Source organism: Stenotrophomonas mexicanensis (assembly GCF_032911605.1).
GTDB classification, from domain to species: domain Bacteria; phylum Pseudomonadota; class Gammaproteobacteria; order Xanthomonadales; family Xanthomonadaceae; genus Stenotrophomonas; species Stenotrophomonas maltophilia_A.
The window spans coordinates 33,075-45,973 of record NZ_JAWJTG010000003.1; the positions used below are offsets into that span (position 1 = coordinate 33,075).

The 12,899-nt window shown below is 66.6% G+C and carries 13 protein-coding genes; 6 read left to right on the top strand and 7 right to left on the bottom strand.

Features of this window, described 5'->3' with window-relative positions:
• Positions 1-110: 110 nt before the first annotated feature.
• The gene (locus R1L06_RS02665; protein ID WP_049399222.1) at positions 111-1,007 is read right to left on the bottom strand and encodes a DMT family transporter; all 897 of its coding nucleotides are present in this window, start codon (positions 1,005-1,007) and stop codon (positions 111-113) included.
• A gap of 214 nt (positions 1,008-1,221) precedes the next feature.
• Here R1L06_RS02665 and R1L06_RS02670 point away from each other — a divergent pair, with 214 nt between their 5' ends.
• Positions 1,222-1,704, top strand: coding sequence for a YajQ family cyclic di-GMP-binding protein (locus R1L06_RS02670; protein WP_006471121.1), 483 nt, complete (start codon positions 1,222-1,224; stop codon positions 1,702-1,704).
• Positions 1,705-1,739: 35 nt separating this feature from the next.
• On the opposite strand, the gene R1L06_RS02675 is transcribed toward R1L06_RS02670, so the two are convergent.
• The 3 genes from R1L06_RS02675 to R1L06_RS02685 form a co-directional block, all read right to left on the bottom strand.
• Positions 1,740-2,834 carry a helix-turn-helix domain-containing protein gene (locus R1L06_RS02675; RefSeq protein WP_317216858.1) on the bottom strand — a complete coding sequence of 365 codons (1,095 nt, stop codon included), beginning with the start codon at positions 2,832-2,834 and terminating at the stop codon, positions 1,740-1,742.
• Between the two features lie 157 nt (positions 2,835-2,991).
• A complete protein-coding gene (locus tag R1L06_RS02680) occupies positions 2,992-4,119 on the bottom strand; it encodes an NAD(P)-dependent alcohol dehydrogenase (RefSeq protein WP_317216859.1) in 1,128 nt (375 codons plus the stop codon).
• Between the two features lie 17 nt (positions 4,120-4,136).
• Positions 4,137-5,603: a benzaldehyde dehydrogenase gene (locus tag R1L06_RS02685; RefSeq protein ID WP_317216860.1), complete on the bottom strand. Its 1,467-nt coding sequence runs from the start codon at positions 5,601-5,603 to the stop codon at positions 4,137-4,139.
• A 193-nt stretch (positions 5,604-5,796) separates the two neighbouring features.
• Here R1L06_RS02685 and R1L06_RS02690 point away from each other — a divergent pair, with 193 nt between their 5' ends.
• Positions 5,797-6,363 (top strand): DUF1415 domain-containing protein, encoded by a 567-nt coding sequence (locus R1L06_RS02690; RefSeq protein ID WP_032129027.1) that lies wholly within the window; start codon positions 5,797-5,799, stop codon positions 6,361-6,363.
• Positions 6,360-7,163 (top strand): SDR family oxidoreductase, encoded by an 804-nt coding sequence (locus tag R1L06_RS02695; protein ID WP_317216861.1) that lies wholly within the window; start codon positions 6,360-6,362, stop codon positions 7,161-7,163. Before R1L06_RS02690 ends, R1L06_RS02695 begins: the two co-directional genes overlap by 4 nt.
• Before the next feature lie 168 nt (positions 7,164-7,331).
• Here R1L06_RS02695 and R1L06_RS02700 read toward each other — a convergent pair whose 3' ends face one another.
• Positions 7,332-9,362 carry a M3 family metallopeptidase gene (locus R1L06_RS02700; protein ID WP_317216862.1) on the bottom strand — a complete coding sequence of 677 codons (2,031 nt, stop codon included), beginning with the start codon at positions 9,360-9,362 and terminating at the stop codon, positions 7,332-7,334.
• Between the two features lie 170 nt (positions 9,363-9,532).
• Here R1L06_RS02700 and R1L06_RS02705 point away from each other — a divergent pair, with 170 nt between their 5' ends.
• On the top strand, positions 9,533-9,937 hold the full coding sequence (locus tag R1L06_RS02705; protein ID WP_049460886.1) for a hypothetical protein: 405 nt from the start codon (positions 9,533-9,535) through the stop codon (positions 9,935-9,937).
• Between the two features lie 58 nt (positions 9,938-9,995).
• On the opposite strand, the gene R1L06_RS02710 is transcribed toward R1L06_RS02705, so the two are convergent.
• Positions 9,996-11,108, bottom strand: coding sequence for a PLP-dependent cysteine synthase family protein (locus R1L06_RS02710; protein ID WP_317216863.1), 1,113 nt, complete (start codon positions 11,106-11,108; stop codon positions 9,996-9,998).
• Between the two features lie 122 nt (positions 11,109-11,230).
• Here R1L06_RS02710 and gloA point away from each other — a divergent pair, with 122 nt between their 5' ends.
• Positions 11,231-11,749, top strand: a complete 519-nt coding sequence (gloA, locus tag R1L06_RS02715) for a lactoylglutathione lyase (protein ID WP_317216864.1) — start codon at positions 11,231-11,233, stop codon at positions 11,747-11,749.
• A 93-nt stretch (positions 11,750-11,842) separates the two neighbouring features.
• Positions 11,843-12,271 (top strand): VOC family protein, encoded by a 429-nt coding sequence (locus R1L06_RS02720; RefSeq protein ID WP_049421411.1) that lies wholly within the window; start codon positions 11,843-11,845, stop codon positions 12,269-12,271.
• A gap of 67 nt (positions 12,272-12,338) precedes the next feature.
• On the opposite strand, the gene R1L06_RS02725 is transcribed toward R1L06_RS02720, so the two are convergent.
• A complete protein-coding gene (locus R1L06_RS02725; RefSeq protein WP_006394252.1) occupies positions 12,339-12,770 on the bottom strand; it encodes a CBS domain-containing protein in 432 nt (143 codons plus the stop codon).
• Positions 12,771-12,899 lie beyond the last annotated feature (129 nt).

Sequence of the window (12,899 nt, forward strand, 5' to 3'; positions counted from 1 at the left end):
TCCTTTTGGTTCTAAGCAGCGTGTACCGGGGATGACGGTGGGGGTCGGTAGAGTCGAGCTTGCTCGACTGCTTTTCGTCCGGCCACCGAAGCAGTCGAGCAAGCTCGACTCTATGGATGATCCAGCGGCTTCGGCGGTTCCTGCCGGTTCACCCGCTCACGGTGCAGCAGGTACAGCCCCGAGGCGACGATGATCGCCGCGCCCACCCAGGTATAGCTGTCCGGCAGCTGGCCCCAGAAGGCCAGGTCCCAGCCGATCACCCACACCAGGCCGCTGTACTCCAACGGCGCGATCATCGACGCCTCGCCCAGCTGGAAGGCCTTGGTCAGGGCGATCTGACCGAGCGCTCCGGCCAGCCCCATGCCGGCGATCAGCGGCGCATGCGCCAGCTGCAGGGGCACCCAGCCGGGAAGGGCCAACAGGCCGGCACCGATGGCCATGATCACCAGGAACCAGACCACCATCGACTGCGAGGTATCGGTGCGGGTGAGCAGGCTGACCGTGATCGCCGCCACGGCATACGCGGTGGCCGCGGCCAGCACCATCAGCCCCGGCACCGAAATGAAGCCGTCCACGCCCGGCCGCAGTACCACCAGCACGCCGACCAGGCCGATGCCGATGGCCACCCAGCGCCGCGGGCCAACCCGCTCACCCAGCAACGGCACCGACAGCGCGGCGATCAGCAGTGGGGCAACGAAATAGATGGTGTAGGCGGTGGACAGCGGCAGGTCACGCAGGGCGAACACGAAGCAGCCGATCATCGCCATGCCCAGCCCACCACGCAGCAGGTGCAGGCCCCAGCGGCGCGGGATCAGCGAGCGCGGACCGGCGCTGACCAGCACCCAGACCAGCACGAACGGCAACGAAGCCGCCCCACGCAGGAAGGTCACTTCCAGAGTGGGATAGCTGGCCGACAGCTGCTTCATGCCAGCATCCATCAGCGAGAAACAGGCGACCGCAGCGACCATCCAGGCCACCGCACGCGAAGGGGAGCGTTGCACGTTCATGGCCCATTATCGCCGACAGCACCGGTTTGTAGAGTCGAGCTTGCTCGACTGGCCGTTTTGTAGAGTCGAGCTTGCTCGACTGCTCTTCACAAAGCCGCCGAGCATGGCTCGGCGCTACAAGGGAGGGAGCGAGTCGAGCAAGCTCGACTCCACAAAACGGGTATGCAGCCAGCACGATAGAATGGCCACCACTGAATCCTGCGGAGCATCGCCCATGCCCTCCTTCGACGTCGTGTCCGAAGTCGACACCCACGAGCTGACCAACGCCATCGACCAGGCCAACCGCGAACTGGCCACCCGCTTCGACTTCAAGGGCGTGGACGCCAAGTTCGAACGCGATGGCGATGTCATCAATCAGACGGCGCCGACCGAGTTCCAGCTCAAGCAGATGAACGACATCCTGCGCGCACGCCTGGCCGCGCGCGGCATCGACGTGCTCAGCCTGGAGTTCGGCGACATCGAAACCAACCTGGCCCAGGCCCGGCAGAAGATCACCGTCAAGCAGGGCATCGAGCAGAAGATCGCCAAGAAGATCGCGGCGGCACTGAAGGACGCCAAGCTGAAGGTGGAAAGCCAGATCAACGGCGACAAGCTGCGCGTGCAGGGCAAGAAGCGCGACGATCTGCAGGACGCCATCGCCGTGCTCAAGGCCGGCAAGTTCGAGCTGCCGCTGCAGTTCAACAACTTCCGCGACTGATGCCCCCGCCGGGCCCTGCCCGGTGGACTACGCGGTCAATCGCGCAGCAGCTTGTACAGCGTGGTACGCGAGATTCCCAACTGGCGTGCGGCCAGGCTGAGGTTGCCGTCAGCGGCCAGGGCCGCGCGACGCGCGGCCTCACGCTGCTGGTCACGCAGCAGCGGCGCGCCTGGATCTGCCGGGGTGCTCCGCACAGTAGACCGGTGCGCCGCGCCCCGCGGCCCCTGCAGACGCTGCAGGTAGACCGCACTGCCCTCGCCCAGCCGGACCCGATGCGCTGCGCCCGGTTGCAGCAGCCGACGCCGTTGCGCCGCACTGGCACCGGCAAACAGCGCTTCCAGACCCAGCAGCGGCAACGGCCCGCGCCGTGGCAGGCCCAGCAGGCGCCGTGCAACGCGGTTGGCTGCACGCAGCTGGCCATCCTCCTGCACCGCCAGCAGTCCCTGCAGCGGTGACGCCAGCCAGCGCGGATCATGTTGCACGGCGAGCAGATGCACGTCGGTGAGGCTGTGGAACAAGCGATTTTCGCTAGCCAGCGCAGCCTGCCGGAAATAGCCCTGCAGCAACGCGGGATCGCGCTCGCCAAGACCGGTGATGTCGATCACTCCGCAGACCCGACCGTCGAGATCGTGCAGTGGCTCGCTCAGGCAGAACACCGGCGCGAACCGCTGCAGGTAGTGTTCGTTGCCGCGCACCAGTGCCGGCACATCGTCGGCCAGGCTGACCGCTGGCGCGGTGGTGCCGATCTCGGTCTCGCCCAGCTGTCGCCCGACCTGGATCGGCCGCAGCAAGGGAGCATCTTCCAGCCCGTGGGCCTGCTGCGCGATCACCATGCCGTCGCGGTTGGCGCAGAACATCGTCCAGCCACGCCCACCGAAGGCCGCCCAGAGCTGTTCCAGCTCCGGCTGCACGCAACGCGCCAGGCGCCGGTCATCGGGATGGGACAGATGGCGGCCATCGCCCAGCAGCGGCCGATAGTCCGGCTCCTGCCCCGGCTGCAGGCCCGCCGCGCGCGAACGCAGCCATGACTGCTGCAGCGGCAGCGGCAACACGCCCAATGAGCGCGCATCGCCGTCGGCGAAAGCGGCACGTGCCGCCACCAGTTGTTGCTGCCCGACTGTCGTGGCCATCATGGACGCAGCGTACACCCGCCAGCGGCAACGCCATGTTACGTCTCGGCAACGGAGCGTTTCCGTTTCAAGACGCGTTCAAACAAAGGGGCAGAGCCGTTATGGAAAACGGATCTGCCCCATGCAGGCCAGCGGCCGGCACAACCAACAGGGGAAACTACGCCGCGATGCGCAGCACCGGCTTCAGGGTAATGCCACGGGTACTGTCTTCTGCGGCCTGGTTGATCTGTTCCAGCGGATAGAACTTCACCAGCTTGTCGAACGGGAAGCGTCCCTGCTGGAACAGGGTCACCAGCTGCGGAATGAACACCTGCGGCACACTGTCGCCCTCGACGATGCCGCGGATGCTGCGACCGCCGAGCAGCAGGTTGTTCACATCGAAACTGGCGGTGGTGCCCAGCTTCGGCGCACCGACCACGCCCATCATGCCCAACCCACCCAGCGCCTCGACGCCAGCGGACAGCACGTCCGGACGACCGGTCGATTCCAGCGCGAAGTCAGCACCCCCACCCGTGATCGCACGCACCGCCTCGACCACATCGGTCTCCCGGCTGTTGACCACGTGGGTGGCCCCCAGCTCCAGAGCAAGCTCCAGGCGCGAAGGCACCACGTCGATGGCAATGATGGTGGTGGCCCCAGCCACCTTGGCCGCCATCACCGCGCTCAGGCCCACCGCACCGGCACCATAGCTTGCAAAGCTGCTGCCCGACCGCACCTGCAGCGAGTTGAGCACCGCACCGGCACCGGTCTGGATGCCGCACCCCAGCGGGCCCAGCAGTTCCAGTGGTGCGTCATCAGGCACCTTGATCGCATTGATCTCGCGGGCCAGCGCGTAGGTGGCAAACGAGGACTGGGCGAAGAAATGATCGTGCAGCGGCTGGCCCTGCACATCGGTGATCGCGGTGTGGCCGCGGCCATCATCGCCACCGAAGTTCAGGGCGAAGAAATCCCTGCAGTAAGCACCGTGTCCACCCCGGCAGGGATTGCAGTGACCACAGGCGCCGTAGGTCAGCACCACGTGATCCCCCGACTTGAGGTCGCGCACGTTCGGGCCAACCGCTTCGACGATGCCCGCCCCCTCATGGCCCAGCACCGCCGGCAGCGGCACCGGATAGTACTGATCGCGCACGATCAGGTCGGTATGGCACAGGCCGGTGGCCACCACCTTCACCAGCACCTCGTCGTCCTGCGGACCGCGCAGCGTCGCCTGCTCGATGACGAAGGGCTGCTCCTTGCCGCGTACCACGGCGGCGGTGATCTCACGCGTTGCGTTGTTGTCGTTCATCGTGATGTCTCCTTCGATCAGATCGGGTATGTGGGCGCTTCGCCCTTGACGGTCAACCACTGCCACTGGGTGAACTCCTCGCCGTTGGCCGGGCCACCGATGCTGGTGCCGTTGCCGGACGCGCCGACGCCGCCGAAGGGGTTGATCACCTCGTCATTCACGGTCTGGTCGTTGATGTGCAGCAGACCGGTACGCAGGCGCTCGCCGATCTTCAGCGCGCGGCCGACGTTGCTGGACACGATCGCCATCGACAGCCCGTACTCGCTGTCGTTGGCCAGGCGCACCGCTTCTTCGTCATTGTCGAACGGCACCACCACCGCTACCGGCGCGAAGATTTCCTCGCTGAAGGCCGGATTGTCGGCCGCAACGTTGCCGAGCACGGTGGGTGCGAAGAACAGCTCCCGGTGTGTGCCGCCCGCTTCCAGCGTGGCACCGGCCTGCACCGCCTGCTCGACCACGCGTGCAGCATGGTCGCGCTGGCCAGCATTGATCAGCGGGCCGATCGCCACGTCCTCACGTGCCGGGTCGCCTACCTTCAGCGCGTTGGCCTTGGCCACCAGTTTCTGCAGGAACGTGTCGTGGATCTTCCGGTGCACCAGCACGCGGCCGGTCGCCATGCAGATCTGGCCCTGGTGCAGGTAGACGCCCCACGCGGTGTTGGCCACCGCCAGGTCCAGGTCCGCATCGTCCAGGATGATCAACGAATTCTTGCCACCCAACTCCAGCGAAACCTTTTTCAGGTGCTTGCCCGCCGCTTCGCCGACCTTGCGCCCGGCGGCGGTGGAACCGGTGAACTGGATCATCGCCACGTGCGGGTCACTGGTCAGCGCGGCCCCGGCCGCGCCATCGCCGGGCAGCATGTGCAGCACGCCTGCCGGCAGGCCCGCCTGCTCGAACAGGCGTGCGATCACCGCGCCACCACACACTGCCGTACGCGGGTCCGGCTTGAGAACCACAGCGTTGCCCAGCGCGATCGCCGGGGCCACCGCACGCATCGCCAGATAGAGCGGGAAGTTGAACGGCGAAATGACCCCGACCACACCCAGCGGGCGGCGCCGCGCCAGATTCAGCTTGCCCGGCTCGGAGGGCAGGATCTCACCCGTGCTGCGCGACGGCAGTGCGGCTGCCTCGTGCAGCGCCTTGATCGTCACCTTGGCCTCGAAGCCGGCCTTCAGGCGGGTCGAGCCGCTTTCGCGCACCAGCCACTCGACCAGGGTGTCGATGTTCTCTTCGGCCAGACGCGCGGCCTTGCGCAGCACGTCGGCACGCTGTTCGTAGGGCGCCGCCGCCCAAGCCTGCTGCGCCTGTGCCGCGGCAGCCGCCGAACGCGCGATCTGCGCCGGGTCGGCCAGGCCGATCTCGCCCAGCTCCCGGCCAGTGGCCGGTTCAATCACCGGGTGCCGTTGCGGGGCAGCCTGCCAGTGTCCATCAAAGAAGGCGCCGGCCCAGAGGGCGTCCGGCAGCCACGGGGAAGATGCAGTCATGGGTGTCCTCCTGTGTCGTGCATCCATTCCACGCCCGTCGCCCCGGACTGGCAATCGGCCATCCATCGGTAGCGCGCAACGGTTTGAATCTTCGGGAATTTCCAGCTTCGCCACTGTCCAGTTCCTGCACAGTGGACAGCGCAGCACCGGCACACTGCCTACAATGGCGGCCCCGCCAGCCCACGTGCCCGCCATGACCGATTCCCACCTGCCCACCGATGACCCGATCGCCGCCACCCGCCTGTGGCTGGAGCGCATCGTCATCGGCCTGAACCTGTGCCCGTTCGCCAAGGCGGTGTACGTGAAGGACCAGGTCCGCATCGTGCTCAGCGATGCGACCACGCCGGAAGCGCTGGTTGAACAGCTGGCCGAGGAGCTGGTGCTGCTGCGCGATACGCCGGCGGAGCAGATCGACACGACGCTGATCGTGCATCCGCAGGTGCTGACCGATTTCCTCGACTACAACGATTTCCTCGACAACGCCGATGCGGCGATCGAGGCACTGGACCTGCAGGGCATCCTGCAGGTGGCCAGCTTCCACCCGGACTACCAGTTCGATGGCGTGGCCGCGGACGACGCCAGCAACTACACCAACCGCGCGCCCTTCCCCACCCTGCACCTGCTGCGCGAAGACAGCGTGGCACGCGCGGTGGATGTCTATCCGGACCCGGACGTGATCGTCGAGCGCAACATCCAGACCCTGGACCGCATCGGTGTGGACGGCTGGCATCGCCGCCTGCGCGGCGAAGACCTGACGTGAGCACGGTGCCGCCGATCACCGCATGGCCGGCCGCGCCGCTGTCGGGCAAGGTTGTGCTGGTCACCGGCGGTGCCAACGGCATCGGCCGCGGTATTGCCCAGGCCGTACTTGGTGCCGGTGGACGCGTGCTGATCGGCGACCTGGACGTGGAGGCCGGAGAAGCGTGTCTGGCGGAATGGCAGCGCGGCGAGGATGCCGCGTTCCAGCGCCTGGACATCACCGACGAAGCCAGCGTGCGCGACTTCATCGCCGTGGCCCTGCAGCGTTTCGGCCGTATCGACGGACTGGTGAACAACGCGGGCATCGCCGGTCCACACGGCACAGGGTTGCAGGATATGGACTGGGACGAGTGGCAGCGCCGGCTGTCGTCACTGCACGGTGCATTCCTGTGCAGCAAGCACACGTTGCCAGCACTGACCGCCAGCGCCGCCGGTGCGATCATCAACATCGCCTCCACCCGCGCCTGGCAATCCGAAGCACACAGCGAAGCCTACGCGGCAGCCAAGGGTGGGCTGGTGGCCTTCACCCATGCACTTGCGATCAGCGCCGGCCCGGCGGTGCGGGTGAACAGCATCAGCCCCGGCTGGATCGGCACCACTGCGTGGCAGGCACCCTCACGGCGCCACGCGCCGGAATACTCAGCCATCGACCATGCGCAACACCCGGTCGGCCGGGTCGGCCGCCCCGAAGACATCGGTGCACTGGCGGTGTACCTGCTGTCGTCGCTGTCCGGTTTCACCACCGGCCAGGACTTCATCGTGGACGGCGGCATGACCCGGAAGATGACCTACGCCGAATGACCCCAAGGCGCGACGCCCGGTAGAGGCCAACCTTGGTTGGCCTGGGCTTTTCGCCAACCAAGGTTGGCGCCTACCAAGGCGTTACGCCATGTCCGAACATTCCGGTAGATCCACGCCATGCGTGGATCGCGGTAACGTGCCAACCAAGGTTGGCACCTACCAAACACCTTACGCCATGCCCGAGTGGCGCAGCAGCGCGTCGATCTGAGGCGCGCGGCCGCGGAAGGCCTTGAAGTTCTCCGCCGCCGGGCGGCTGCCACCACGCGACAGGATCTCTTCGCGGAAGCGCGCGCCGGTTTCAGCCAGCGCCTGCGGCGCCTCCTCGAACGCCGCATAGGCATCGGCGCTCAGCACCTCGGCCCACTTGTAGCTGTAGTAACCCGCGGCGTAACCGCCGGCGAAGATATGGCTGAACTGGTGCGGGAAGCGGTTCCAGACCGGCGGGTGGTTCACTGCCACTTCCGCACGCACGCGGTCGAGCAGTGCCAGCACGCTGTCCTGCGCCGGTTCGAACTGGCTGTGCAGCAGCATGTCGAACAGGCCGAACTCCAGCTGGCGAACGGTGGCCATGCCGCTGTGGAAATTGCGCGCGGCCAGCATGCGCTCGTACAGCGCGCGCGGCAGCGGCTCACCCGTTTCAACATGCGCGGTCATGCCCTGCAGGTGGTCCCATTCCCAGCAGAAGTTCTCCATGAACTGGCTGGGCAGCTCCACCGCGTCCCATTCCACGCCGTTGATGCCGGCCACACCCAGTTCGCCGATGCGGGTCAGCAGCTGGTGCAGGCCGTGGCCCATCTCATGGAACAACGTGGTTACTTCGTTGTGGCTGAAGGTAGCCGGCTTGCCATTGGCACCTCGGCCGAAGTTGCACACCAGGTAGACCAGCGGCGTCTGCACGCTGCCGTCGGCACGCTCGCGGCGGTTACGGCAATCATCCATCCACGCGCCACCGCGCTTGCCTTCGCGCGCGTACAGGTCCAGGTAGAACTGGCCCACCAGCGCACCCTGCGCATCGACCAGGCGGAAGAAGCGCACATCCTCGTGCCACACCGGCGCGCTGTCCTCCTGCACGCGCAGGCCGTACAGCTGCTCGATTACCGAGAACAGGCCGCCCAGCACCTTCGGTTCGGTGAAGTACTGCTTCACTTCCTGTTCGGAATAGCTGTAACGCGCCTGCTTCAGGCGATCGGCAGCGAATGCCAGGTCCCAGGCCTGCAGGCTGTCGATACCGAGTTGCTCGCGTGCGAACTGTTCCAGTTCAGCACGGTCCTTGGCCGCGAACGGCTTGGCGCGCGAGGCCAGGTCACGCAGGAAACCGAGCACCTCGGCCGGGTCCTGCGCCATCTTGGTCGCCACCGAATAATCACCATACGAACCGAAGCCGAGCAGTGCGGCGAGTTCCGCGCGCAGGGCGAGGATGCGGTCGATGTTGCCGCTGTTGTCCAGCGTGTCATCGCCGAATTCGGACGCACGCTGTGCGCTGGCACGGTACAGGATCTCGCGCAGGTCGCGGTCCTCACCCCAGGTCTGCACCGGCAGGTAGCACGGCATCTGCAGGGTCAGTTTCCAGCCAGACTTGCCGTCCTTCTGTGCTGCGGCATGCGCGGCGGCCTTCACGTCTTCCGGCAGGCCCTTCAATCGCGCTTCGTCCTCGACGATCAGCGACCAGGCATCGGTAGCGTCAAGAACGTTCTGCGAGAACTTCGCCGACAGCGCCGACAGTTCTTCCTTGATCGCCGCGAAGCGCTGCTGCGCCTCCGGCGCCAGCTCGGCGCCGCCGAGGCGGAAGTCACGCAGCGTGTTGTCCAGCACCTTGCGCTGGGCCTCGTCGAAGCGCGCCGCCTCGGTGCTGGCGGCCAGGGTCTGGTACTGCCGGTACAACGCCAGGTTCTGGCTGAGCGCGCTGGCGAAGCGGGTCACCCGCGGCAGGTTGCTGTTGTAGGCCTCGCGCAGTTCCGGGGTGTTGACCACGCCCTGCAGGTGGCCGACCAGGCCCCAGGCGCGCCACAGGCGCTCGGTGGCGTCATCCAGCGGGGCCACAAAGGTCTCCCAGCGCACCGGCTGCACCTGCTCGGCCGCGCTGACGGCGGCTTCGGCCTCGGCCAGCAGCACGTCCAGCGCCGGCGCCACGTGCTCGGGGCGAATCGCCTCGAAGCGCGGCAGACCGGAAAAATCGAGCAGGGGGTTGGCAACGGTCACGGCAGGTCTCCAGGGAACGGGCCCGGCGGGCGGGCAGCATGCAGGATATGGCGCTGGCAGGCGGGGCTGACAAGGGGGCACGGCCCGGCATTCACGTCGGCCTTACGGTCCCGCGCTGAAGCTTTGGCTGCGGGGGAGTCCGCAGCGGTACGCACCGAACGAGGCCCTACATGGAAGGTCTGGCTGCAGTTGCATCCGCCTCACCGGCCCGGTCACTGGCATTGTCCGCCAGCCCGGCCGAACTGACCTGGATCGCCGCATTGTGCGATGCCGGCGACGACGCCCCGCGTCACCTGCATCAACTGCAGGCAGTGCTGCAGCAGGGCGGCACGTTCAACGATGCCCAGGAGTGGTACCCGTTCGAGGTGATCGAACGCGGCGCCAGCCAGCTGCGGCTGGGCCATGAGCGCGAGTTCGTGATCTGCGTGCTGCTGTGGCTGCAGGCGCTGGCCCAGGGCCGTGCCAGCATCCTGGACCCGAGCCTGCATCTGGATGATCGCGCGATGGACATCGAGGCCTTGCCCGATGCGCTGCGAGATGCAGTGCTGGACGCGTTCACCGCGGCGGGGTATTGATCGGGGTACGACACACCGCTGCGCTCGTCGGGCATCGCCCGGCGGAAATGCCGGCCGGCTACAATGCTTCCAGGCTGCACCACGGCAGTTCCGGCAGCCCCTGCCCGGCCACTGCCGCCGCCAGCTGCGCATCGGCGCCGTCGACATCGATGCCCTGGCGCGCGTACCACGCCGGGTCGTAATAGCTCTGCGCGTAGCGCTCGCCACTGTCGCACAGGATGCTGACAATGCTGCCCTGGTGGCCCGCCTCACGCATCCAATGCGCCGCCTGCAGCACACCGATGAAGTTGGTGCCGGTGGAGCCACCGACACGGCGGCCGAGCTGGTGGCTGACATGGCGCATCGCGGCCAGGCTCAGCGCGTCCGGCACCTTCACCATCGCATCGACGCTGGTCGGGATGAAGCTCGGCTCCACCCGCGGCCGGCCGATGCCTTCCACGCGCGAACCACCACTGCAGGTCAGGCCACGCCAGTCCTGCTCACCGGCCACGGCGGCCTGGTAACCGTCGAAGAACACCGACACTTCCGGGTCTGCACAGAGGATGCGGGTGTCGTGCCGGCGGTAGCTGACATAGCGGCCCAGCGTGGCCGCAGTACCGCCGGTACCGGGGCTGCACACGATCCATTCCGGAACCGGGCTGGGCTCCTCGGCCATCTGCTTGAAGATGGATTCGGCGATGTTGTTGTTGGCGCGCCAGTCGGTCGCCCGCTCGGCATAGGTGAACTGGTCCATGAAGTGGCCACCGGTTTCGCGGGCCAGCTTCTCCGATTCACCGTTGAGTTCGCAGGCGCGCTCGACCAGGTGGCAGCGGCCCCCGTGGAACTCGATGGCGGCGATCTTCTCCGGCGAGGTCGTGGCCGGAATCACCGCGATGAACGGCACCCCCAGCAGGCGCGCGAAATAGGCTTCGGAGACGGCGGTCGAGCCACTGGAGGCCTCGATCACCGGCCGCCCTTCGCGCAGCCAGCCGTTGGTCAACGCATACAGGAACAGCGAGCGCGCCAGCCGGTGCTTGAGGCTGCCGGTGGGATGGCTCGATTCATCCTTCAGGTACACATCGATGCCCGCGAACCCGGGCAACGCCAGCGGGATCAGGTGGGTATCGGCGGAACGGTTGAAATCGGCTTCGATCTTGCGGATGGCGGCAGCCACCCATTCACGCTGCGACATGGCGGGCAATGCTCAGAACGGAACGGTGCGATCCGCCCATTGTACGTCGCGGTGCCGTCAGGTGACGGCCGGTAGAATGGCCCCATCCGGCCAGCAACGGCCCTGTCTGAAGGACCTCCCCCATGACCATTCCCGCCCTGCGCGATGTCCCCGGCGTCGCCGCCCAGGCCCCGGCCGAAACCACCGGCTTCGTGTTCAACCACACCATGCTGCGGGTGAAGGACATCACCGCCTCGCTGGACTTCTACACCCGCGTGCTCGGCTACCAGCTGATCGACAAGCGCGACTTCCCGGACGCCCAGTTCAGCCTGTACTTCCTGGCCTACGTACCGGCCGGCGCGGTGGTGCCGGAAGACGACAGCCAGCGCCGCGTGTGGATGGCCGGCCTGCCGGGCGTGCTGGAACTGACCCACAACCACGGCACTGAAACCCAGGACGGCGCGGTCTACCACGATGGCAACAGCGACCCGCGCGGCTTCGGCCACATCTGCGTGTCGGTGCCGGACATCGAGACCGCCTGCCAGCGATTTGAAGACCTGGGCGTGACCTTCCAGAAGCGCCTGACCGACGGCCGCATGAAGAACCTGGCCTTCATCAAGGACCCGGACGGCTACTGGGTCGAGATCATCTCCAACGTCTGACCCAAAAAGGGGACGGAGGGGGATTAAGTCGTTTCTGGCACTATTGGCCGGAAGCGACTTAATCCCCTCCGTCCCCTTTTTTGCGAGGTTCGTATGGAAACGATGGAACTGCACCGCGGGCGACTGATCGACCACATCCAGCTGGTCGTACGCGACCTGGCCGCCAGCCGGCGCTTCTACCAGGCGGTGTTCGATACGATCGGCATCCCGATCGCCGGCGAAGGCGAGGATTACTTCTGGGCCGATGAGCTGTTCATTTCCAGCGCCAGCAGCGAGGCCGCCGCCGGCCAGCTCACCGGGCGCCACCATCTGGCCTTCCAGGCCCGCGACAGCGCCACCGTCGATGCCTTCCATACCGCCGCGATCGCCGCCGGCGGCACCGACAACGGCGCGCCGGGTGAACGCCCTTACCACCCGGGCTACTACGGCGCGTTCGTGCTCGATCCGGATGGCAACAACATCGAAGTGGTCTACCACGGTCCGGCGAACTACAGCGCCGATTCGGTGAAGGTCACTTTCTGATATCACCGAAGCCGTGAACGAAGAAGCCGGGCAATGCCCGGCTTCTCTGCATCCAAGGGTCCAGCCCTCAGTGGGCGGCCATGTAGATGTCCTGCAGCACGGCCTTTTCCAGCTCCAGCTCGCCCAGCAGGTTCTTCACGATGTCACCCAGGCTGAGGATGCCAACCAGCAGGGTGCCTTCGGTGACCATCAGATGACGGCGCCGCGAGTACGTCATCAACGACATGGCCTGCTTCAGGGTGGCTTCCGGCGCGATGCCTTCCAGACCGGTGGACGGCAGGCTGGAGATCACGCGGCGGCCGGCCTGCGGGCCGTCGTCGGCCAGGGTACGCACGATGTCCTTCTCGGAAATGATGCCAACCGGGGCATCGTCCTTCATCACCACCAGCGCAGCGATCTTGTTCGCGCTCATCTTGTGGGCGGCGGCACCGATGGTGTCTTCGGCGTCGATGGTGATGACAGCTTCTTTCTTGGATTGCAGGAGTTCGCGGACGTTCATTCTTGTTTCCTGGTGCAGGTCACTGAAGTCAAAAAAGTGTGCTCTTCCGATACGCCCCCTCCCCGGGAACAGACCTTTCAGCGCACGTCTGGCGCACCCGGCTGCCGGTGGAAATGGATCGGCAGACGA

Bases quoted from the DNA above. Each gene is read 5' to 3' on its own strand.
- R1L06_RS02710 (WP_317216863.1), bottom strand. From the start codon at position 11,108: ATGTCGCAGCGTGAATGGGTGGCTGCCGCCATCCGCAAGATCGAAGCC.
- R1L06_RS02670 (WP_006471121.1), top strand. From the start codon at position 1,222: ATGCCCTCCTTCGACGTCGTGTCCGAAGTCGACACCCACGAGCTGACC.
- R1L06_RS02680 (WP_317216859.1), bottom strand. From the start codon at position 4,119: ATGAACGACAACAACGCAACGCGTGAGATCACCGCCGCCGTGGTACGC.
- R1L06_RS02725 (WP_006394252.1), bottom strand. From the start codon at position 12,770: ATGAACGTCCGCGAACTCCTGCAATCCAAGAAAGAAGCTGTCATCACC.
- R1L06_RS02675 (WP_317216858.1), bottom strand. From the start codon at position 2,834: ATGGCCACGACAGTCGGGCAGCAACAACTGGTGGCGGCACGTGCCGCT.
- gloA (WP_317216864.1), top strand. From the start codon at position 11,231: ATGACCATTCCCGCCCTGCGCGATGTCCCCGGCGTCGCCGCCCAGGCC.
- R1L06_RS02705 (WP_049460886.1), top strand. From the start codon at position 9,533: ATGGAAGGTCTGGCTGCAGTTGCATCCGCCTCACCGGCCCGGTCACTG.
- R1L06_RS02690 (WP_032129027.1), top strand. From the start codon at position 5,797: ATGACCGATTCCCACCTGCCCACCGATGACCCGATCGCCGCCACCCGC.
- R1L06_RS02720 (WP_049421411.1), top strand. From the start codon at position 11,843: ATGGAAACGATGGAACTGCACCGCGGGCGACTGATCGACCACATCCAG.
- R1L06_RS02665 (WP_049399222.1), bottom strand. From the start codon at position 1,007: ATGAACGTGCAACGCTCCCCTTCGCGTGCGGTGGCCTGGATGGTCGCT.
- R1L06_RS02685 (WP_317216860.1), bottom strand. From the start codon at position 5,603: ATGACTGCATCTTCCCCGTGGCTGCCGGACGCCCTCTGGGCCGGCGCC.